At 37.5% G+C, this 14,985-nt stretch carries 15 protein-coding genes, 2 pseudogenes and 1 CRISPR repeat array; of the genes and pseudogenes, 10 read left to right on the top strand and 7 right to left on the bottom strand.

Going from position 1 to position 14,985, the window contains the following annotated elements:
• The first annotated feature begins 65 nt into the window (after positions 1 to 65).
• The 6 genes from cas4 to ACOWPH_RS01525 all read left to right on the top strand — a co-directional run bounded on the left by cas4 (position 66) and on the right by ACOWPH_RS01525 (position 6,651).
• On the top strand, positions 66 to 674 hold the full coding sequence (gene cas4 / locus ACOWPH_RS01550; RefSeq protein WP_015213662.1) for a CRISPR-associated protein Cas4: 609 nt from the start codon (positions 66 to 68) through the stop codon (positions 672 to 674).
• An 86-nt stretch (positions 675 to 760) separates the two neighbouring features.
• Positions 761 to 1,762 carry a type I-D CRISPR-associated endonuclease Cas1d gene (gene cas1d, locus ACOWPH_RS01545; RefSeq protein WP_015213661.1) on the top strand — a complete coding sequence of 334 codons (1,002 nt, stop codon included), beginning with the start codon at positions 761 to 763 and terminating at the stop codon, positions 1,760 to 1,762.
• A 77-nt stretch (positions 1,763 to 1,839) separates the two neighbouring features.
• Positions 1,840 to 2,112 carry a CRISPR-associated endonuclease Cas2 gene (gene cas2, locus ACOWPH_RS01540; RefSeq protein WP_015213660.1) on the top strand — a complete coding sequence of 91 codons (273 nt, stop codon included), beginning with the start codon at positions 1,840 to 1,842 and terminating at the stop codon, positions 2,110 to 2,112.
• A gap of 226 nt (positions 2,113 to 2,338) precedes the next feature.
• Positions 2,339 to 4,070: a CRISPR direct-repeat array (repeat unit 37 nt; unit sequence ATTGCAATTTCTATTACTCCCTATTAGGGATTGAAAC).
• A gap of 195 nt (positions 4,071 to 4,265) precedes the next feature.
• Entirely contained in the window at positions 4,266 to 5,651 is a 1,386-nt protein-coding gene (locus ACOWPH_RS01535) for an IS4 family transposase (protein ID WP_015213424.1), read from the top strand.
• A 98-nt stretch (positions 5,652 to 5,749) separates the two neighbouring features.
• Positions 5,750 to 5,968: a hypothetical protein gene (locus ACOWPH_RS01530; RefSeq protein ID WP_042464741.1), complete on the top strand. Its 219-nt coding sequence runs from the start codon at positions 5,750 to 5,752 to the stop codon at positions 5,966 to 5,968.
• A 146-nt stretch (positions 5,969 to 6,114) separates the two neighbouring features.
• Positions 6,115 to 6,651 (top strand): Rpn family recombination-promoting nuclease/putative transposase, encoded by a 537-nt coding sequence (locus ACOWPH_RS01525; RefSeq protein ID WP_052334514.1) that lies wholly within the window; start codon positions 6,115 to 6,117, stop codon positions 6,649 to 6,651.
• A gap of 93 nt (positions 6,652 to 6,744) precedes the next feature.
• On the opposite strand, the gene ACOWPH_RS01520 is transcribed toward ACOWPH_RS01525, so the two are convergent.
• The 7 genes from ACOWPH_RS01520 to ACOWPH_RS01490 all read right to left on the bottom strand — a co-directional run bounded on the left by ACOWPH_RS01520 (position 6,745) and on the right by ACOWPH_RS01490 (position 11,024).
• Positions 6,745 to 7,794, bottom strand: a complete 1,050-nt coding sequence (locus ACOWPH_RS01520; RefSeq protein ID WP_015213658.1) for an anthranilate phosphoribosyltransferase family protein — start codon at positions 7,792 to 7,794, stop codon at positions 6,745 to 6,747.
• Positions 7,795 to 7,852: 58 nt separating this feature from the next.
• Positions 7,853 to 8,794 carry a LysR family transcriptional regulator gene (locus tag ACOWPH_RS01515; protein WP_015213657.1) on the bottom strand — a complete coding sequence of 314 codons (942 nt, stop codon included), beginning with the start codon at positions 8,792 to 8,794 and terminating at the stop codon, positions 7,853 to 7,855.
• A 142-nt stretch (positions 8,795 to 8,936) separates the two neighbouring features.
• Positions 8,937 to 9,377, bottom strand: coding sequence for a ubiquinol-cytochrome c reductase iron-sulfur subunit (locus tag ACOWPH_RS01510; RefSeq protein WP_042465842.1), 441 nt, complete (start codon positions 9,375 to 9,377; stop codon positions 8,937 to 8,939).
• Between the two features lie 32 nt (positions 9,378 to 9,409).
• Complete coding sequence (locus ACOWPH_RS01505; protein ID WP_015213655.1) at positions 9,410 to 9,601, bottom strand: hypothetical protein; 192 nt, start codon at positions 9,599 to 9,601, stop codon at positions 9,410 to 9,412.
• Positions 9,602 to 9,670: 69 nt separating this feature from the next.
• A complete protein-coding gene (locus ACOWPH_RS01500; protein WP_015213654.1) occupies positions 9,671 to 10,105 on the bottom strand; it encodes a hypothetical protein in 435 nt (144 codons plus the stop codon).
• 217 nt (positions 10,106 to 10,322) lie between these two features.
• Complete coding sequence (locus ACOWPH_RS01495; protein WP_311381511.1) at positions 10,323 to 10,622, bottom strand: PIN domain-containing protein; 300 nt, start codon at positions 10,620 to 10,622, stop codon at positions 10,323 to 10,325.
• Positions 10,623 to 10,727: 105 nt separating this feature from the next.
• The gene (locus ACOWPH_RS01490; RefSeq protein WP_015213652.1) at positions 10,728 to 11,024 is read right to left on the bottom strand and encodes a hypothetical protein; all 297 of its coding nucleotides are present in this window, start codon (positions 11,022 to 11,024) and stop codon (positions 10,728 to 10,730) included.
• A gap of 321 nt (positions 11,025 to 11,345) precedes the next feature.
• Here ACOWPH_RS01490 and ACOWPH_RS01485 point away from each other — a divergent pair, with 321 nt between their 5' ends.
• From ACOWPH_RS01485 to ACOWPH_RS01470, 4 genes and pseudogenes are all read left to right on the top strand, one after another.
• On the top strand, positions 11,346 to 12,896 hold the full coding sequence (locus tag ACOWPH_RS01485) for a ferredoxin--nitrite reductase (RefSeq protein ID WP_015213651.1): 1,551 nt from the start codon (positions 11,346 to 11,348) through the stop codon (positions 12,894 to 12,896).
• Between the two features lie 41 nt (positions 12,897 to 12,937).
• Positions 12,938 to 13,153, top strand: a pseudogene (locus ACOWPH_RS01480) (bicarbonate-binding protein); the annotation flags it as partial.
• A gap of 30 nt (positions 13,154 to 13,183) precedes the next feature.
• A pseudogene (locus tag ACOWPH_RS01475) lies at positions 13,184 to 13,276 on the top strand (ATP-binding cassette domain-containing protein); the annotation flags it as partial.
• 143 nt (positions 13,277 to 13,419) lie between these two features.
• Positions 13,420 to 14,922 (top strand): NarK family nitrate/nitrite MFS transporter, encoded by a 1,503-nt coding sequence (locus ACOWPH_RS01470; protein WP_096713172.1) that lies wholly within the window; start codon positions 13,420 to 13,422, stop codon positions 14,920 to 14,922.
• The last annotated feature ends 63 nt before the right edge of the window (positions 14,923 to 14,985 follow it).

Genomic DNA, 14,985 nt, shown 5'->3' with positions numbered 1-14,985 from the left:
GAACGAAACCCAACCTACAGATGAATCATTTTTTATTGTTTTGAAAATCTAATTGTGAATTTTCTATGCTGGTTCAAAATATCAATTCTGATGATTATGTGAATATTGCATCTTTAAATCAATATTCCTATTGTCCTCATCGTTGTTGGCGAATTCATTGTGCTGGTGAGTTTATTGATAATCAATACACTATTGAAGGCACAAGTTTACATGAAAGAGTTCACACTGTAGGGGAAGTAAATCGTGATGAGACTTGGCAAATACGAGCAATTTATTTGAAGTCTGACCAATATCAAATTGTTGGTAAATCTGATTTAATTGAGTTTGAAAATGGTGAGTTTTACCCAATTGAATATAAACGCGGACAGAAGGGAGAATGGGATAATGATGAGTTACAAGTTTGCGCTCAGGCTTTGTGTTTGGAGGAAATGACTGGTAAAAATATCAATTCTGGTTATATCTATTATGCTCAATCTCATCAACGTCAATTAGTGGAAATTACGCCGGAATTACGAGCTAGTACGATCGCAACTATTGAAGCTGTACAAATGTTGTTGTTTACGGGTGCTATGCCAAAACCTGTGAAAACAAAACGCTGTGATAGTTGTAGTCTTTATTCTCGATGTTTGCCTCAAGCTGTTGAGAAGGTGGGGCGATATAAAGAGGTAAATTGATTAGTTTTTAAGCGAGGCGGAGCCTCTTGAGTGCATTCCCAGCCGGAGTCTGGGAACGAGAAATAAATACAAGTTGAGGATTAATTATGGGGACTCTTTACGTTACGCAAAATGATTCTTTTGTTGGTAAAGTTGATGAAAGAATTCATGTGAAGTTTGAGAAGAAGGTTCTTCAAGATATTCCGTTTATTCATTTAAAAGATGTGGTTGTGTTGGGACGTGCGACTGTTTCGCCGGCTGTTGTTTTTGAGTTAATGAGTCGTCATATTCCGCTTTCTTTTATTGATGAAAGGGGTCATTATTTGGGACGTTTAGAACCGGAGATGACTGGTAATATTTTCGTTCGTAAGGCTCAATGGCAAGCTGCGGGTGAGTCTCTGCAAGCTGTTCATGTTGTGCAAGGTTTTATTAGGGGTAAGTTGAAAAATTACCGTCAAGTTTTAATGCGTTGTCAACGGGAATCTGATGTTGATTTGTCTAAATATATTACTCGCATTGAACAAACTATTTCTCCGATTGATTCAACTCATAATATTAAGTCTTTGCGTGGGTTGGAAGGTGCGGGGAGTGCTGCTTATTTTGGTTGTTTTAATCAGTTGATTCGTAACCCGGATTTTACTTTTACTAAGCGTGTACGTCGTCCAGCAACAGATCCTGTAAACTCTTTGTTGAGTTTTGGTTATTCTTTGTTGCGTCATGATGTGCAAGGTGCTGTGAATATTGTGGGTTTTGATCCATATTTAGGATACTTGCATTGCGATCGCTATAATAGACCTTCTTTACCTCTAGATTTAATGGAGGAGTTTCGGCCTTTGGTGGTAGACGCGGTGGTTTTATCTATTTTGAATAAGCAATTATTAACACCAGCCGATTTTATTTCTGAACCTTTAAGCGGTGCTGTTTCTCTAACTCCTAAAGGGCGAAAAATCTTTTTAACAAAGTACGAGAAGAAAAAGCAATCGGAATTTAAGCATCCGGTAATGGGGCGTAAATGTACTTATAGAGAAGCTTTTGAATGGCAAGCTAGATTACTTGCTAAATACTTAATGGGTGAAACTGATAAGTATCCTCCTTTGGTTTTGAAGTAAGGAAGAAGGTGACAGTGAATCAAGAAGAGAAGAAGAGAAGAAGAGAAGAAGGGAAGAAGGGAATAGGAAATTAGGTGATGAATGTTGTTGTTTCTTACGATATTTCTGAGGATAAACGGCGGACTAAAATCCATAATATTCTCAAGTCTTATGGACAATGGGTGCAGTATAGTATTTTTGAATGTCAGTTGACTGACACTCAGTATGCTAAACTGCGATCGCGCCTCAATAAGCTGATTAAGCCGAATACTGATAGCATTCGCTTTTATTTTCTTTGTGCTTGCTGCTTTGGTAAGGTGGAACGAATCGGTGGTGAACAACCCCTCGATACGACGATTTTCTTCGCTTAATGCGCGAGGGGGTGGGTGTAAAAAATCTGGGTTCTCAAAAAATGCCTAAATTCACATCTATACAAGGCTTTGATGGATTTTTTTGATTCGCCCGCCCGCGCACCTTACACAGCAAGGGTTTCAGCCATTTTGACTCTTGACACATTTTCTGAAATGGACTATGATGAGAGCGATCGCGCAACCGCACCTTGAAAACTATATATATAAAGGCTTTCAGCCTCCCGCTATTGCAATTTCTATTACTCCCTATTAGGGATTGAAACGGATGTCTTAATGCTCGTTGTTCTGTGGGATTCTAGGTCAAATTGCAATTTCTATTACTCCCTATTAGGGATTGAAACGAATAAAGAAAGTTGCTGATGTTTTTTAAGCATCCCATATTGCAATTTCTATTACTCCCTATTAGGGATTGAAACTTTTATTAATTATTTATGCTGCTACTGCTGCCAAAGGAAATTGCAATTTCTATTACTCCCTATTAGGGATTGAAACCTCTCCACAATGATGAGAGAAACTCACAATCCTAATATTGCAATTTCTATTACTCCCTATTAGGGATTGAAACATCTGGACTAGGATTTTACGAAAAATGCTTCGCTAATTGCAATTTCTATTACTCCCTATTAGGGATTGAAACGGCTTTGGTCTTACCGGATATGCAGAAGGTGAAACCATTAAATTGCAATTTCTATTACTCCCTATTAGGGATTGAAACACTTACTTGTTTAAGAGTGCTAGAAAATTAGTAAATTGCAATTTCTATTACTCCCTATTAGGGATTGAAACCAAAGTTTGCTCTGTCACAAGCCATATCCATACGCTACGCAAATTGCAATTTCTATTACTCCCTATTAGGGATTGAAACTACAGATGGTTTCAAAGACATACGTATTATCGTAATTGCAATTTCTATTACTCCCTATTAGGGATTGAAACCTCTGATTTGCAAAGTAACGGTGTTGGCGCAATAATTGCAATTTCTATTACTCCCTATTAGGGATTGAAACATTCGACTAAACTAGTTACAGGTTTTATTTTATATTGCAATTTCTATTACTCCCTATTAGGGATTGAAACTTATCTCCCTCTGGTTCAACTCAAAGAGGTTGTATTATTGCAATTTCTATTACTCCCTATTAGGGATTGAAACACGGCAATAGTCCAGAAGAAACTTACCAAATTCTTCAAATTGCAATTTCTATTACTCCCTATTAGGGATTGAAACAGAACCAACACCATAAATAGTGGAAGAAATACCAAGCGCAGATTGCAATTTCTATTACTCCCTATTAGGGATTGAAACATCTCTTGCTCAAAGGATTATCCAGGATTATTAATTGCAATTTCTATTACTCCCTATTAGGGATTGAAACGCGATGAAATAATGAGTGAAATAAACGCTCTAAGGGGAGAATTGCAATTTCTATTACTCCCTATTAGGGATTGAAACCACGTAATTTATCAGCATATTTATCTGGAAGCTCAAATTGCAATTTCTATTACTCCCTATTAGGGATTGAAACGGAGGAAGCCCCCCCGACTTGTTCGGGGGGGGTATTGCAATTTCTATTACTCCCTATTAGGGATTGAAACTCTTCTAGAAATATGAGGATATCTACTGATTTGAGCCATTGCAATTTCTATTACTCCCTATTAGGGATTGAAACATTGAAACTAAACTCATCAGCAAATGTGGAAGAAAGAATTGCAATTTCTATTACTCCCTATTAGGGATTGAAACTCCAAGCAAGGCGACCACCCTCCTCACCAAATCTATTGCAATTTCTATTACTCCCTATTAGGGATTGAAACGTCTTTGGAATTTCAACTGGAATGCTAGTGATAAGCAATTGCAATTTCTATTACTCCCTATTAGGGATTGAAACGTGATAGGTTTGTCTCTTGTTCCTGGGTACGGAAAATTGCAATTTCTATTACTCCCTATTAGGGATTGAATGGCACTAAGAAAAGAGATCAAAAATCTCGAATCACGCTCTAGCAATAGATTTGAAAGAATCAAATAGAGAAGTGCTATTCAGTATATTGAAGAGATAGGTAAAAAGAGATACTAAAAAAATACTGTAGAAAACGTCTCTTAGAGTCTGAGAAACTAAACCAGACCATAAGAGACAACAAAAAAGATTAGCTACAGTATGCCAAATCGAGTGAAAATTCTCAAGGAAAAATTTAGTCAAAGTGTGGGATTACCCTTTGCAGAATTACTACCGGAATCGGTAATTAATGAGAGTATTCAAGAATTAAATCTAAAATATCACCAAAGAATATTTTCACCAGTAGTAAGGATATGGGCATTTTTATCGCAAGTGCTGGATGTAGATAAAAGTTGCCAAAATATAGTGAGTAGAGTAATAGCATGGTTGAGTACGACAGGAGCAGAATTGCCATCAACAAATACAAGTGCATATTGTCAAGCCAGAGAAAGATTACCAGAGAAATTATTGTCAAAATTATTTTCTAAAATAGGAATGGGGTTAGAGGAAAAAGTATCGCAGCAACAGTTGTGGTGTGGTAGGTCAGTGAAAATAATTGATGGTTCCACTGTGTCAATGCCAGATACAAAAAGTTTGCAGGAAGAGTATCCACAGCAGAAAAGCCAGAAACAGGGGTGCGGTTTTCCGGTAGCGAAAATATGCGTGTTATTTTCACTGGCTACAGGTGCAGCATGGGAAGTAGTAATAGATAAATTAAATGTACACGATATCAAACTAGGAAGAAATTTATATAAATTTTTGAATCCAGGAGATGTGCTGTTAGGAGATAGAGCCTTTTGCGCTTATGGGGATATCTTTTGTTTAAAAAATCAAGGATGCGATGTAGTTTGTCGGAAGAATCAAAAGCGTAAAAGTCACCCGGTGGAAGGAGAGATTACCAATGCATCAGACAGACAAGTAATTTGGTACAAACCGAAAACTAGACCTGCGGGAATGAGTCTAGAAGACTACAGGAGTTTACCAAAAAGTTTAGTTGTCAGAGAAGTGACATATTCGATAAATATCCCTGGTTTTCGCACAGAAAATGTGACGCTAATTACGACTTTATTAGATACAAATACATATTCTCTAGAAAAACTGGCGGAACTCTATGGTTTACGCTGGCAAGTTGAGTTGGATTTAAGGCATCTTAAAACCACTCTAAATATGGATATTTTGAGATGTAAATCTCCAGCAATGATTCGCAAAGAAATCTATGTATTTTTGTTAGCATACAACCTATTGCGAAGTTTGATGTGGAATGCTGGAAATCTTTATGGAGTTAATCCTCTATCTCTTTCTCTACAACGCTCTCGGCAGATGTTTATTAACTTTATTCCTACATTTTTATCGGTACAATCCAAATACCTTCGTCACTATTATTTGACTTTACTAAAACTGCTGGTTCATCAGTCCTTACCCTTTCGACCTAATCGCATTGAACCCAGAGTTCAAAAACGCCGTCCTAAAGCTTATCCCTTTATGCAAAAACCTCGGAAATTACTCCGAAGGACACTAATTAAAGACAATTTATCTGTCTTTTCTTAGTGCCATTCGGATTGAAAACGTGTAGGTAAATGCAGGGTTTATCATTACAGAAGATGGCAATCTTGCTGATTTATCAAAATTTCTGATAAAGTTGTTTCATGTTTGACAATCTTTGTAAATTTCTTGTAGAAACATTTTCTAGCGATTTCGCTACTTGGTTGTTAGGTGAACCCATAATCCTAACTGAATTAAGTCCAAAAGAACTATCCTTAGAACCAATTCGCGCTGATGCTCTTATTCTTAGACAATCAGAAGAAATGGTCGTGCATATTGAGTTTCAGACTCAACCAGACAAGAACATTCCTTATAATTCGTAATTGATAATTCGTAATTCGTAATTGCAATCAGTGGAGGCTTGAACCTACCACTAATTGTAGACCACTAAATCCAAGATTTAGTGGGGGCTTGTACCCTCTTTAATTACGAATTACGAATTACGAATTAGTAATTATTTGGTCAAGTAGTGGTTTACTTGCAAAAGACTGATTCAGAACTCGTTCAGCAAACTACATTTACCTTAGAAGAAACGTGCCATCGTTTCCAAGTAATTCGCTTATGGGAACAACCGACAGAAACATTCTTGCAAACTCCCGGTTTATTGCCTTTTGCAGTTTTAAGCAATACTGGTAATAAAGTCAACACTTTGCAGGAAGTGGCAACCGCCATAGATAACATCCCTGACAAACAGATGCAAAGTAGCCTGGCTGCATCTGCATTTATTTTAGCTGGGTTAGTATTAGAAAAAGAAGTGATTCAGCGTTTGCTGCGGAGAGATATTATGCGTGAGTCAGTAACTTATCAATTATTGGTAGAAGAAGGTCGGGAAGAAGGTCGGAAAGAAGGTCGGAAAGAAGGTCGAGAAGAAGGTCGAGAAGAAGCTGTTCAGCTTGTTGCTGTCAATATGCTCAAGGAGGGTATGTCTATTGAATTTGTGGCAAAAGTAACTGGTTTAACGTTTGAACAGGTGCAACAATTACAAGCGACAAACTCAGGGGATTGAGTGCCAAGGGTATCCAAAACCCATTAGAAGCCTTTGTCAAAATTCTGCCAAATAGCATTGAATATGTGATTTCTAATAGCTTTTAGACCATTATTAAACTTTTTGATTAGACAATGGCAGTAGGAGAAGTTGATTAGCTACAGCACCACTAATAAATAACTCCTCTGCCTTAGCAATACCAGAAGTCATATCTGGACAAATACCACTCAAGCAAAGATAAAAACCGCCATTCCATAAAGCAGTTTGCATTAGTTCACCTGGTTTACCAGCCAAAACAGCTTTAAAATCGGTGATTAATTCTTCCGTAGTAGCAAGAGGGACATTTTTGGTAGTAAAACCATAATCACGGGGTGCGAGTTGTAAGCGTTCTAACTCTTGTGAATTAGTTGAAGATAAACCGATAATAGCAGTGCGATCGCGCGGTAAATCACAACTACCTTCCAAACCCTTGACAAAAGTATATTTTCTTGTCCCTCGTAACCCCAAAGCCACCTGAAACATAGCCTCTGTAGGGGGATGAACAAACCCAGCAATAATATGAGCATCCCCAGCGTAAGGACACCAAATTAACTCCATAGTCGCTAATGGAGGACGCTTACCAAGTTGATCACGATATTCCCAAAGCTTTTGAGTGAGGGGAAAATGCTGTGGTGTGTAAACAAAACCAATTCCTGTTTGCTCAAAAACCTGCTGAGTTTGAGCCAGTGATAAAGTAGTCCAATCGACTCCTAAACCTTGCCATATCTCTATTAAAGGTAAACCATATTTTGTCGGCAAGCGATCGCCCCCATGCATTACCACTGGTTGTCCAGCCGCAGCTAATAACAAAGCCGTAATAATATTAATTGGTGCAGTCCGAGTCCTGCCATCATAGGGTATACCTAAAACCATTACCGGACGTGCAGCATCAATTGGTTGCAACTTTGGCCCCAACTGATCAAAAGCATCCAACATCCCTGCTAACTCTTCCCCAGTGGGACGTTTAATGCGATGAGCAATCAAAAATGCGCCTATTTGCGCCGGTTTTGCTTCACCCAACAACATCATTTGCATAGCAGCAGCAGCTTCCGCACGAGTTAAACTCTCAGACGTATGACTTCCGCTACCTACTTTTTTTAATAACTCTCTAAATATATTGCTCATTAGTCATTAAGAAAATTACCTCTTCCTTCTTCCTTCGCGGTTCATTTAATCCATATTCTTATGAAGCCGAAAATTTTTGGTCAAATTGCGGAGGAATATTATCCTTAACTAATTGCCAAAAATGCTGAATAGGAGGAATCTGGAGACGGTCGTGAGTTGTTACCATCACAACCCGACGGGTTAAGCTGGAATTATCAGCTAAATTAGTATTGCAGGCTAGAGGACGAACAGCCAAACTAGGATCAAATTTTGCTTCCATTAATGCAGACTGGGGTAATAAAGCAATGAGTTCTCCTTGACGAACTACACCACGAAAAGCATCTAAAGTGTTTACCTCCAAAGCCGCGATGAGTGTAGCCTCCATTCGCTCAAATCTATCTTGGATTAGACGTTGCATCCCATATCCATCTTTAAATACCACTTGTGGATAACGAATTAAATCTGACCAAGGGATAGATTCATACTTGGCTAGGGGATGATTAGCTGCGGTTAAAACTTCAATCGGCTCTTCATATAGTACTTCTACCGCCATTTCTCTACCAGCGATGAGAAAGCGATTATGCATAACAATTGCCAAATCTACCAAACCGTCTTTGAGAACTTTGAGAGAGCGATCGCTTCCTAATGATGTTACACGCAACTGTACATCTGGATAACTATGACAAAATTTTTGCAGAACTGGTGGTAAATAAGATGCACATACCGAATGAATAGCTGCAATACATAATTCTGGCTGTTTTCCCGCGACTAAATCCGCTAATTCTGCTGTTGCAGTTTCCCACTCTTGGCAAATTTTGCGGACGCGAGGTAACAATCGTTCACCTCCTAGTGTCAGTTTAGCGTGAGTTGTTCTATGAAATAGTTCTACACCTAAATCTGCTTCTAGTGCTTGAATTTGTCTGCTGATAGTCGATTGAGTAACACCACACTTTTTTGCTGCTTGTTGAAAACTGCCCGTTTGTGCGATCGCCAAAAAAGCTTGCAACTGCTCTAGACGCATTTTAAGTAGTAGCCTGAATTAAATTTAAGGCTGTCATTCCCTAAATGAATTTATCTCCTCAGTTTAGTAGATTTTGATACAAATTTGAGAAATCCAGGCCAGAGGGGTGTAGGGGAGTAAATCAATAATTACAAATTACGAATTAAGCTATTTTAACAAATACAGAATCGCTTTCAATCTTAGCGATGTAGGTTTTTAATGGTTTTTCGGCTGGGCCTTCTTGCACTTTGCCATCACGAGCAAATTCTGCATCGTGACAAGGACAGACAAACTGATTTTTATTTGTTTTCCATACAACTGTACAACCTTTATGAGTGCAGGTAGGGTTAACAGCACTCAAATCTTTGGCTGCTTTGGATGTACCCACTACTAAAACTGCACCCACTGGGGAATCTGCTAATAATAATTGTCCCGTCTTGTCTAATTCGGCCACAGTACCCACTTTTTGCCATTTTTGAGTAGCTGCACCAGATTTAGAAGATGCTGATGTGGTGGTTTCGGTAGAACAAGCTGCGATCGCTACAGGTAAGGAACTAGCTAATAAACCTAAACCTACCCAATTCAAAAATTCACGACGTTTCATAGATGCTGTAATGTATGTGTGATTTTTCACCATCACTCATTATTACTGATAATTTGGATAATGTCATTTATCTCAAACTCTTTCGTACACTGAATCAAAACTCGACCATCTGCACTCATTAAACAAGGAGAAACTTCAGTGGATTGATATAGAATTTTATCACTGATTAATTCCCACACACAAACCTGAGATTCTCGCGTCCCCACAAGCGAAGATATTTCCATCAGCAGAAATTGCCAATGTATTGATAATGCTTACAGGCAGATCATCTAAAGTTTGCAGTAATTCCCTAGTTAGGTTTCATAATTCCAAACTTCAAACTCTCCTTTATAACCAACAGAGTTACCAACTACAACTAAACTTTGTGTATAACAAACGGCAGGACAGCGAGAATTTGGCAAAATGACAGACATGATATTATTAGCATGATTACGAATATGTTCTTGTGTTTCTATATCTAATGACCACACGAAATCTTGAAAATTGACAACATAAACTTTGCCATTTTTCCCTAAACCGAATTCATGGGCTTGAGCTAATTCAAAATCTCTCTTATGTTCACCCATCTCTAAGTCCCAAATACTTAATTGGGAGGCTTTATAAGATAAATCCCAGTAGCAAAAAAGGGTATTGTTGTAGTCAGCAATCGCAAAATAGTATGGATGATGAACCTGAGTATCACTGCAATTGAGTTTAAATTCTTTTATCGTATGTAGACAATTAACCATGACTTTGGCTTATGAAGTTTTAAAAAGTGCGGAAAAACAAAAAGAAGTGAAAGCCAGTCAAATTGAGTTATTTGATATTTAATTAGTTGGGTTGAGTAACAGAACTCGACATTTACTATATTTGTGTAATTTGCAAATTTTATAAATTTTTATTTAGAGGTTGTTTAATGTACAATAAAAGCAATCTAATTATAGCAATTGATGGTTATTAAAAGCTTTAATTCTCTAACCAATTCTCAAGCATTAAACCCTCAATCCGTAACAAATCACTATCATTAGAAACGACAATAAACCCTTTAACAATAGCAGTTGCAGCAATTAAAATATCTTCTGTTTGAATCGGTAAACCTCTTAATCTGAGATCAGCGTGAATTTCTGCTGCTTTTTCCACAATTGCTAAATCATCCAAAAAAATAATTTGATAATCTTGACAAAAAATATCAAATATTTCTAACTTTTTAGTTGCTTTCGCTGCGAATAAACCTCTTTTAACTTCAAAGTAAGTAATGCAACTCATGGATACTAATTCTTTTTGAGATCGTGATTTTTCTAATCTTTCCTTAATTATTATATTATTTTTAATAGCAAAAGAAACTTTGTATCTAATAGATAGCTCATTTCTTTATTTCCTTTTCACAGCTTCATCAAAAATAGCGATTTGTTCAGGAGTTAAATCATCTAACAAACCGGACAGCATTTGTACAGACAAAATACCACTACATCTGTTCTTCAAGTCTTCTTGTTCCATACTTTTAAACTCCTCAAATGATACATTTTTATGAAATGTGTTACATAAATGCTGAACCATTTCCTCTGCATTAAGTTCATCTTTAAATAAATGACGTTCTTCCATCAAAATATTCACGATTTTCTCAATTCTTGTTTTCATAGATTCTTGTTGATTTTCGATTAATAACATAATATTTCCTCCATTGAAATAATCATTTATTCCTATTCTATCAAATTTTTAAATGTTACTTTCTATCCTCGCTTGCACCCATAAAAATCCATTAGTTATGCAAAAAGCGCAACCATCATATCCGCTTTCTGCATATTTAATAAAATTTCGTAACAAGCTATACGAATTGTTATAAAAATTCACCTTAACGTATCAATATCGAAATTGTTACAACTACCAACCAGGAAACTACCATCAGTTGTATTCCTAAAGGTGGAAAGTACAGCACCGATAAGAACACGGATACACGGTTAATCAAGTCCTGTTCCCAAAAAAAAGCCCATGACAGAAACAGCAACTACCACCGAAAAACTCAATAAATTTGAGAAATTAAAAGCCAAAAAAGACGGACTTGCAGTTAAAGGAGAAATCGACGAATTTGCCAAAATCGGTTGGGAAGCAATGGACGAAGAAGACCTCAACCATCGCCTAAAATGGTTAGGTGTATTTTTTCGCCCAGTGACTCCCGGTAAATTTATGATGCGGATGCGGATACCTAACGGTATTCTCAACAGCAGTCAATTGTCAGTTTTAGCAGAAGTGATTCAGCGTTACGGTGACGACGGCAGCGCAGATATAACTACTAGACAAAATATACAACTGAGGGGGATCAAAATTGAAGATATTCCCGAAATATTTAATAAATTTCACACAGTTGGACTGACTACTATCCAATCCGGTATGGATAATATTCGTAATATCACAGGTGATTCTGTAGCCGGATTAGATGCCAATGAGTTTTACGATACCAGAGAATTAGTACAGCAAATTCAAGATATGCTCACTAATAACGGTGAAGGAAACCCAGAATTTAGCAATCTTCCCCGTAAATTCAACATTGCTATTACTGGGGGAAGAGATAATTCAGTTCACGCAGAAATTAATGATTTAGCTTTTGTACCAGCATTTAAAGATGGTTTTGGGTTTAACGTTCTCGTTGGTGGTTTCTTCTCCGGTAAGCGTTGTGAAGCCGCAATTCCCCTGAATGTGTGGGTAAAACCTGATGAAGTAGTAAGCTTATGTAGAGCCATTGTAGAGATTTTCCGAGATCACGGTTTACGTGCTAACCGTCAAAAAGCCCGGTTAATGTGGTTAATTGATGAATGGGGATTAGAAAAATTACGCACAGAAGTAGAAAAACGCTGGGGAAAAACATTTAAAACCGCAGCACCAAAAGATGAAATTGATTGGGAAAAACGTGATCATATTGGCATTTATCCCCAAAAACAACCAGGATTAAATTATGTAGGTTTAAACATTCCTGTAGGTAGATTGTATGCGGATGATATGTTTGAACTGGCGCGGTTGGCAGAAGTTTATGGTAGTGGAGAAATTCGGTTTACAGTCGAACAAAACGCTATTATTCCTAACATTACTGATTCAGCTTTAACTGCATTTCTAACAGAACCCTTGTTAAATAAATTTGGTGTTAATCCTGGGTTATTAATGCGAAGCCTAGTATCATGCACCGGCGCACAATTTTGCAACTTTGCTTTAATCGAAACCAAAAACCGCGCTTTAGCAATGATCAAGGTTCTGGAATCTGAATTAATTCTATCTCGACCTGTGCGAATTCATTGGACAGGTTGCCCTAACTCCTGTGGACAGCCACAAGTTGCAGATATTGGCTTAATGGGAACAAAAGTCCGTAAAAATGGCAAAACCCTAGAAGGTGTTGACATTTACATGGGGGGTACAGTTGGAAAAGATGCACATTTAGGAACTTGTGTGCAGAAAAGTATTCCCTGTGAAGATTTAGAACCTGTATTAAAAGAAATACTCATTCAAAACTTCGGTGCAAAACTTCGGGAAGCAGCCTTAATTTCCCATTAAATCAATCGCAAACCACAATTAAAACTGACTAAGAGTTTCCAATGAGCAATATTTCTCGCAGAAAATTTATTATTACCTCAAGTGTAGCCGCAGCAACTTCTATCTTGGTACACGGTTGTTCATCCAGTAACTCTAAGTCAGCCACAACGGATAGTGCTGCTTTTTCCACTGCTAAACTGGCTAACAATTCCACAGTTACTAATGCCCCAAAAGTAGAAACAACCACAGCCAAATTAGAATTTATTGCTTTAAAAGATAATTTGTAATTATTTGAATTACCTATTCCCATTGATATGGTGGGGCTACGTCGAGCAGTTAATAAGCGTCCTACTGAGTTATCTGGGGGGATGAAACAGCGAGTTGCGATCGCACGTGCTTTAGACTTCCTATATCGTCGCTGCGCTCATGTTGATGAGTAATTGAAAAAAAGCAACAGAAAACAGGTAATTCTTCCCCATTTCCTACGTCCATAAGTCAGCATGGCTAAACTACGCAAGCTATTATAAATCAACAGGAACTTTAAATGTTAAAAGGATTATTTTCATTAAAAGGTCGTTATCGCATTTTACATCAGACTTGGTTTGCTTTCTTTCTCACCTTTGTCTGTTGGTTTAACTTTGCACCCTTCGCTACCACAATTGGTAAAGAATTAAATTTATTACCTGAACAAATTAAAACTTTAGGTATCTGTAATTTAGCTTTAACAATTCCAGCCCGCATCATTATTGGAATGTTGCTGGATAAATTTGGCCCCAGAATTACCTATTCCATATTATTAATGTTTGCTGTTATTCCCTGTTTAGCAACAGCATTAGCCCAAGACTTTAACCAATTGGTTATTAGTCGCTTATTAATGGGAATAGTCGGTTCTGGATTTGTGGTTGGTATCCGCATGGTAGCGGAATGGTTTCCTCCCAAAGAAATGGGAATTGCTCAAGGTATTTATGGCGGTTGGGGTAACTTTGGAGCATTTGGAGCAGAATTTGCTTTACCAACAATTGCAATTGCAACTAGCTTTTTAGGTGGTAGTGGTTCTAACTGGAGATTAACAATTGCATTAACAGGAATTATAGCTGGAATTTATGGCGTAATCTACTACAATAGCGTTCAAGATACACCCATTGGGAAAGTTTATAAAAAGCCCAAGAAAAATGGCTCTTTAGAAGTAACATCAATCAAAAGCTTTTGGGCGATGATTGTGTCTAACTTCGGGTTAATTTTCGCGTTAGGCTTATTAGCTTGGCGCTTAGAACAAAAAAATATTCACTTCCTTACACTCAGCCAAATGTATATAGTTTGGTTAGCCTTAGCAGGATTATTCGCTTACCAAAGTTACCAAGCATATCAAGTTAATCAAGAATTAATAACTGGACAAAAAACCTACCCTGCAAATCAACGTTATCAATTTGGTCAAGTAGCATTATTAGAATTTACCTATATCACTAACTTTGGTTCAGAACTTGCAGTTGTTTCCATGCTACCTTCCTTCTTTGAAAAAACCTTTGGTTTAGAACACGTAGTAGCTGGAATGATCGCCGCCACATATCCGTTCTTAAACCTAGTTTCCCGTCCTAGTGGAGGCTTAATTTCTGATAAATTAGGTTCTCGTAAATGGACAATTACAATTGTTTCTGCTGGGATTGCCGTTGGTTATTTAATGGCACATTTTATTAACAAAGATTGGCCTATCCTCTTAGCAATTGCTGTAACAATGTTTGCTGCTTACTTTGCTCAAGCTGGTTGTGGTGCAACTTACGGAATAGTCCCATTAATCAAAAAAGAAGCAACTGGACAAATAGCAGGAAACGTTGGCGCTTACGGCAACTTTGGTGGCGTAGTTTATCTCACAATATACAGCTTAACTGATCCATCAACCCTATTTGCCACAATGGGTATAGCGGCAATGATTTGCTCATTTATGTGTGCATTCTTCCTCAAAGAACCAAAAAATTCATTTGCATCTGATAATAATGAAAGCGAAGAAGAAACAATTAATCATCAACCAGCATTAATAACTGAAGAATGATTTTCTCACGCAGAGGCACAAAGGTAAGAACACAAAGAAATTTTGAAAATCACACATTCCCCC

Origin of the sequence: Anabaena sp. PCC 7938 (genome assembly GCF_049315035.1) — a bacterium.
Taxonomy (GTDB): domain Bacteria; phylum Cyanobacteriota; class Cyanobacteriia; order Cyanobacteriales; family Nostocaceae; genus Anabaena; species Anabaena cylindrica.
This window is presented reverse-complemented; position numbering and strand designations above follow the sequence as displayed.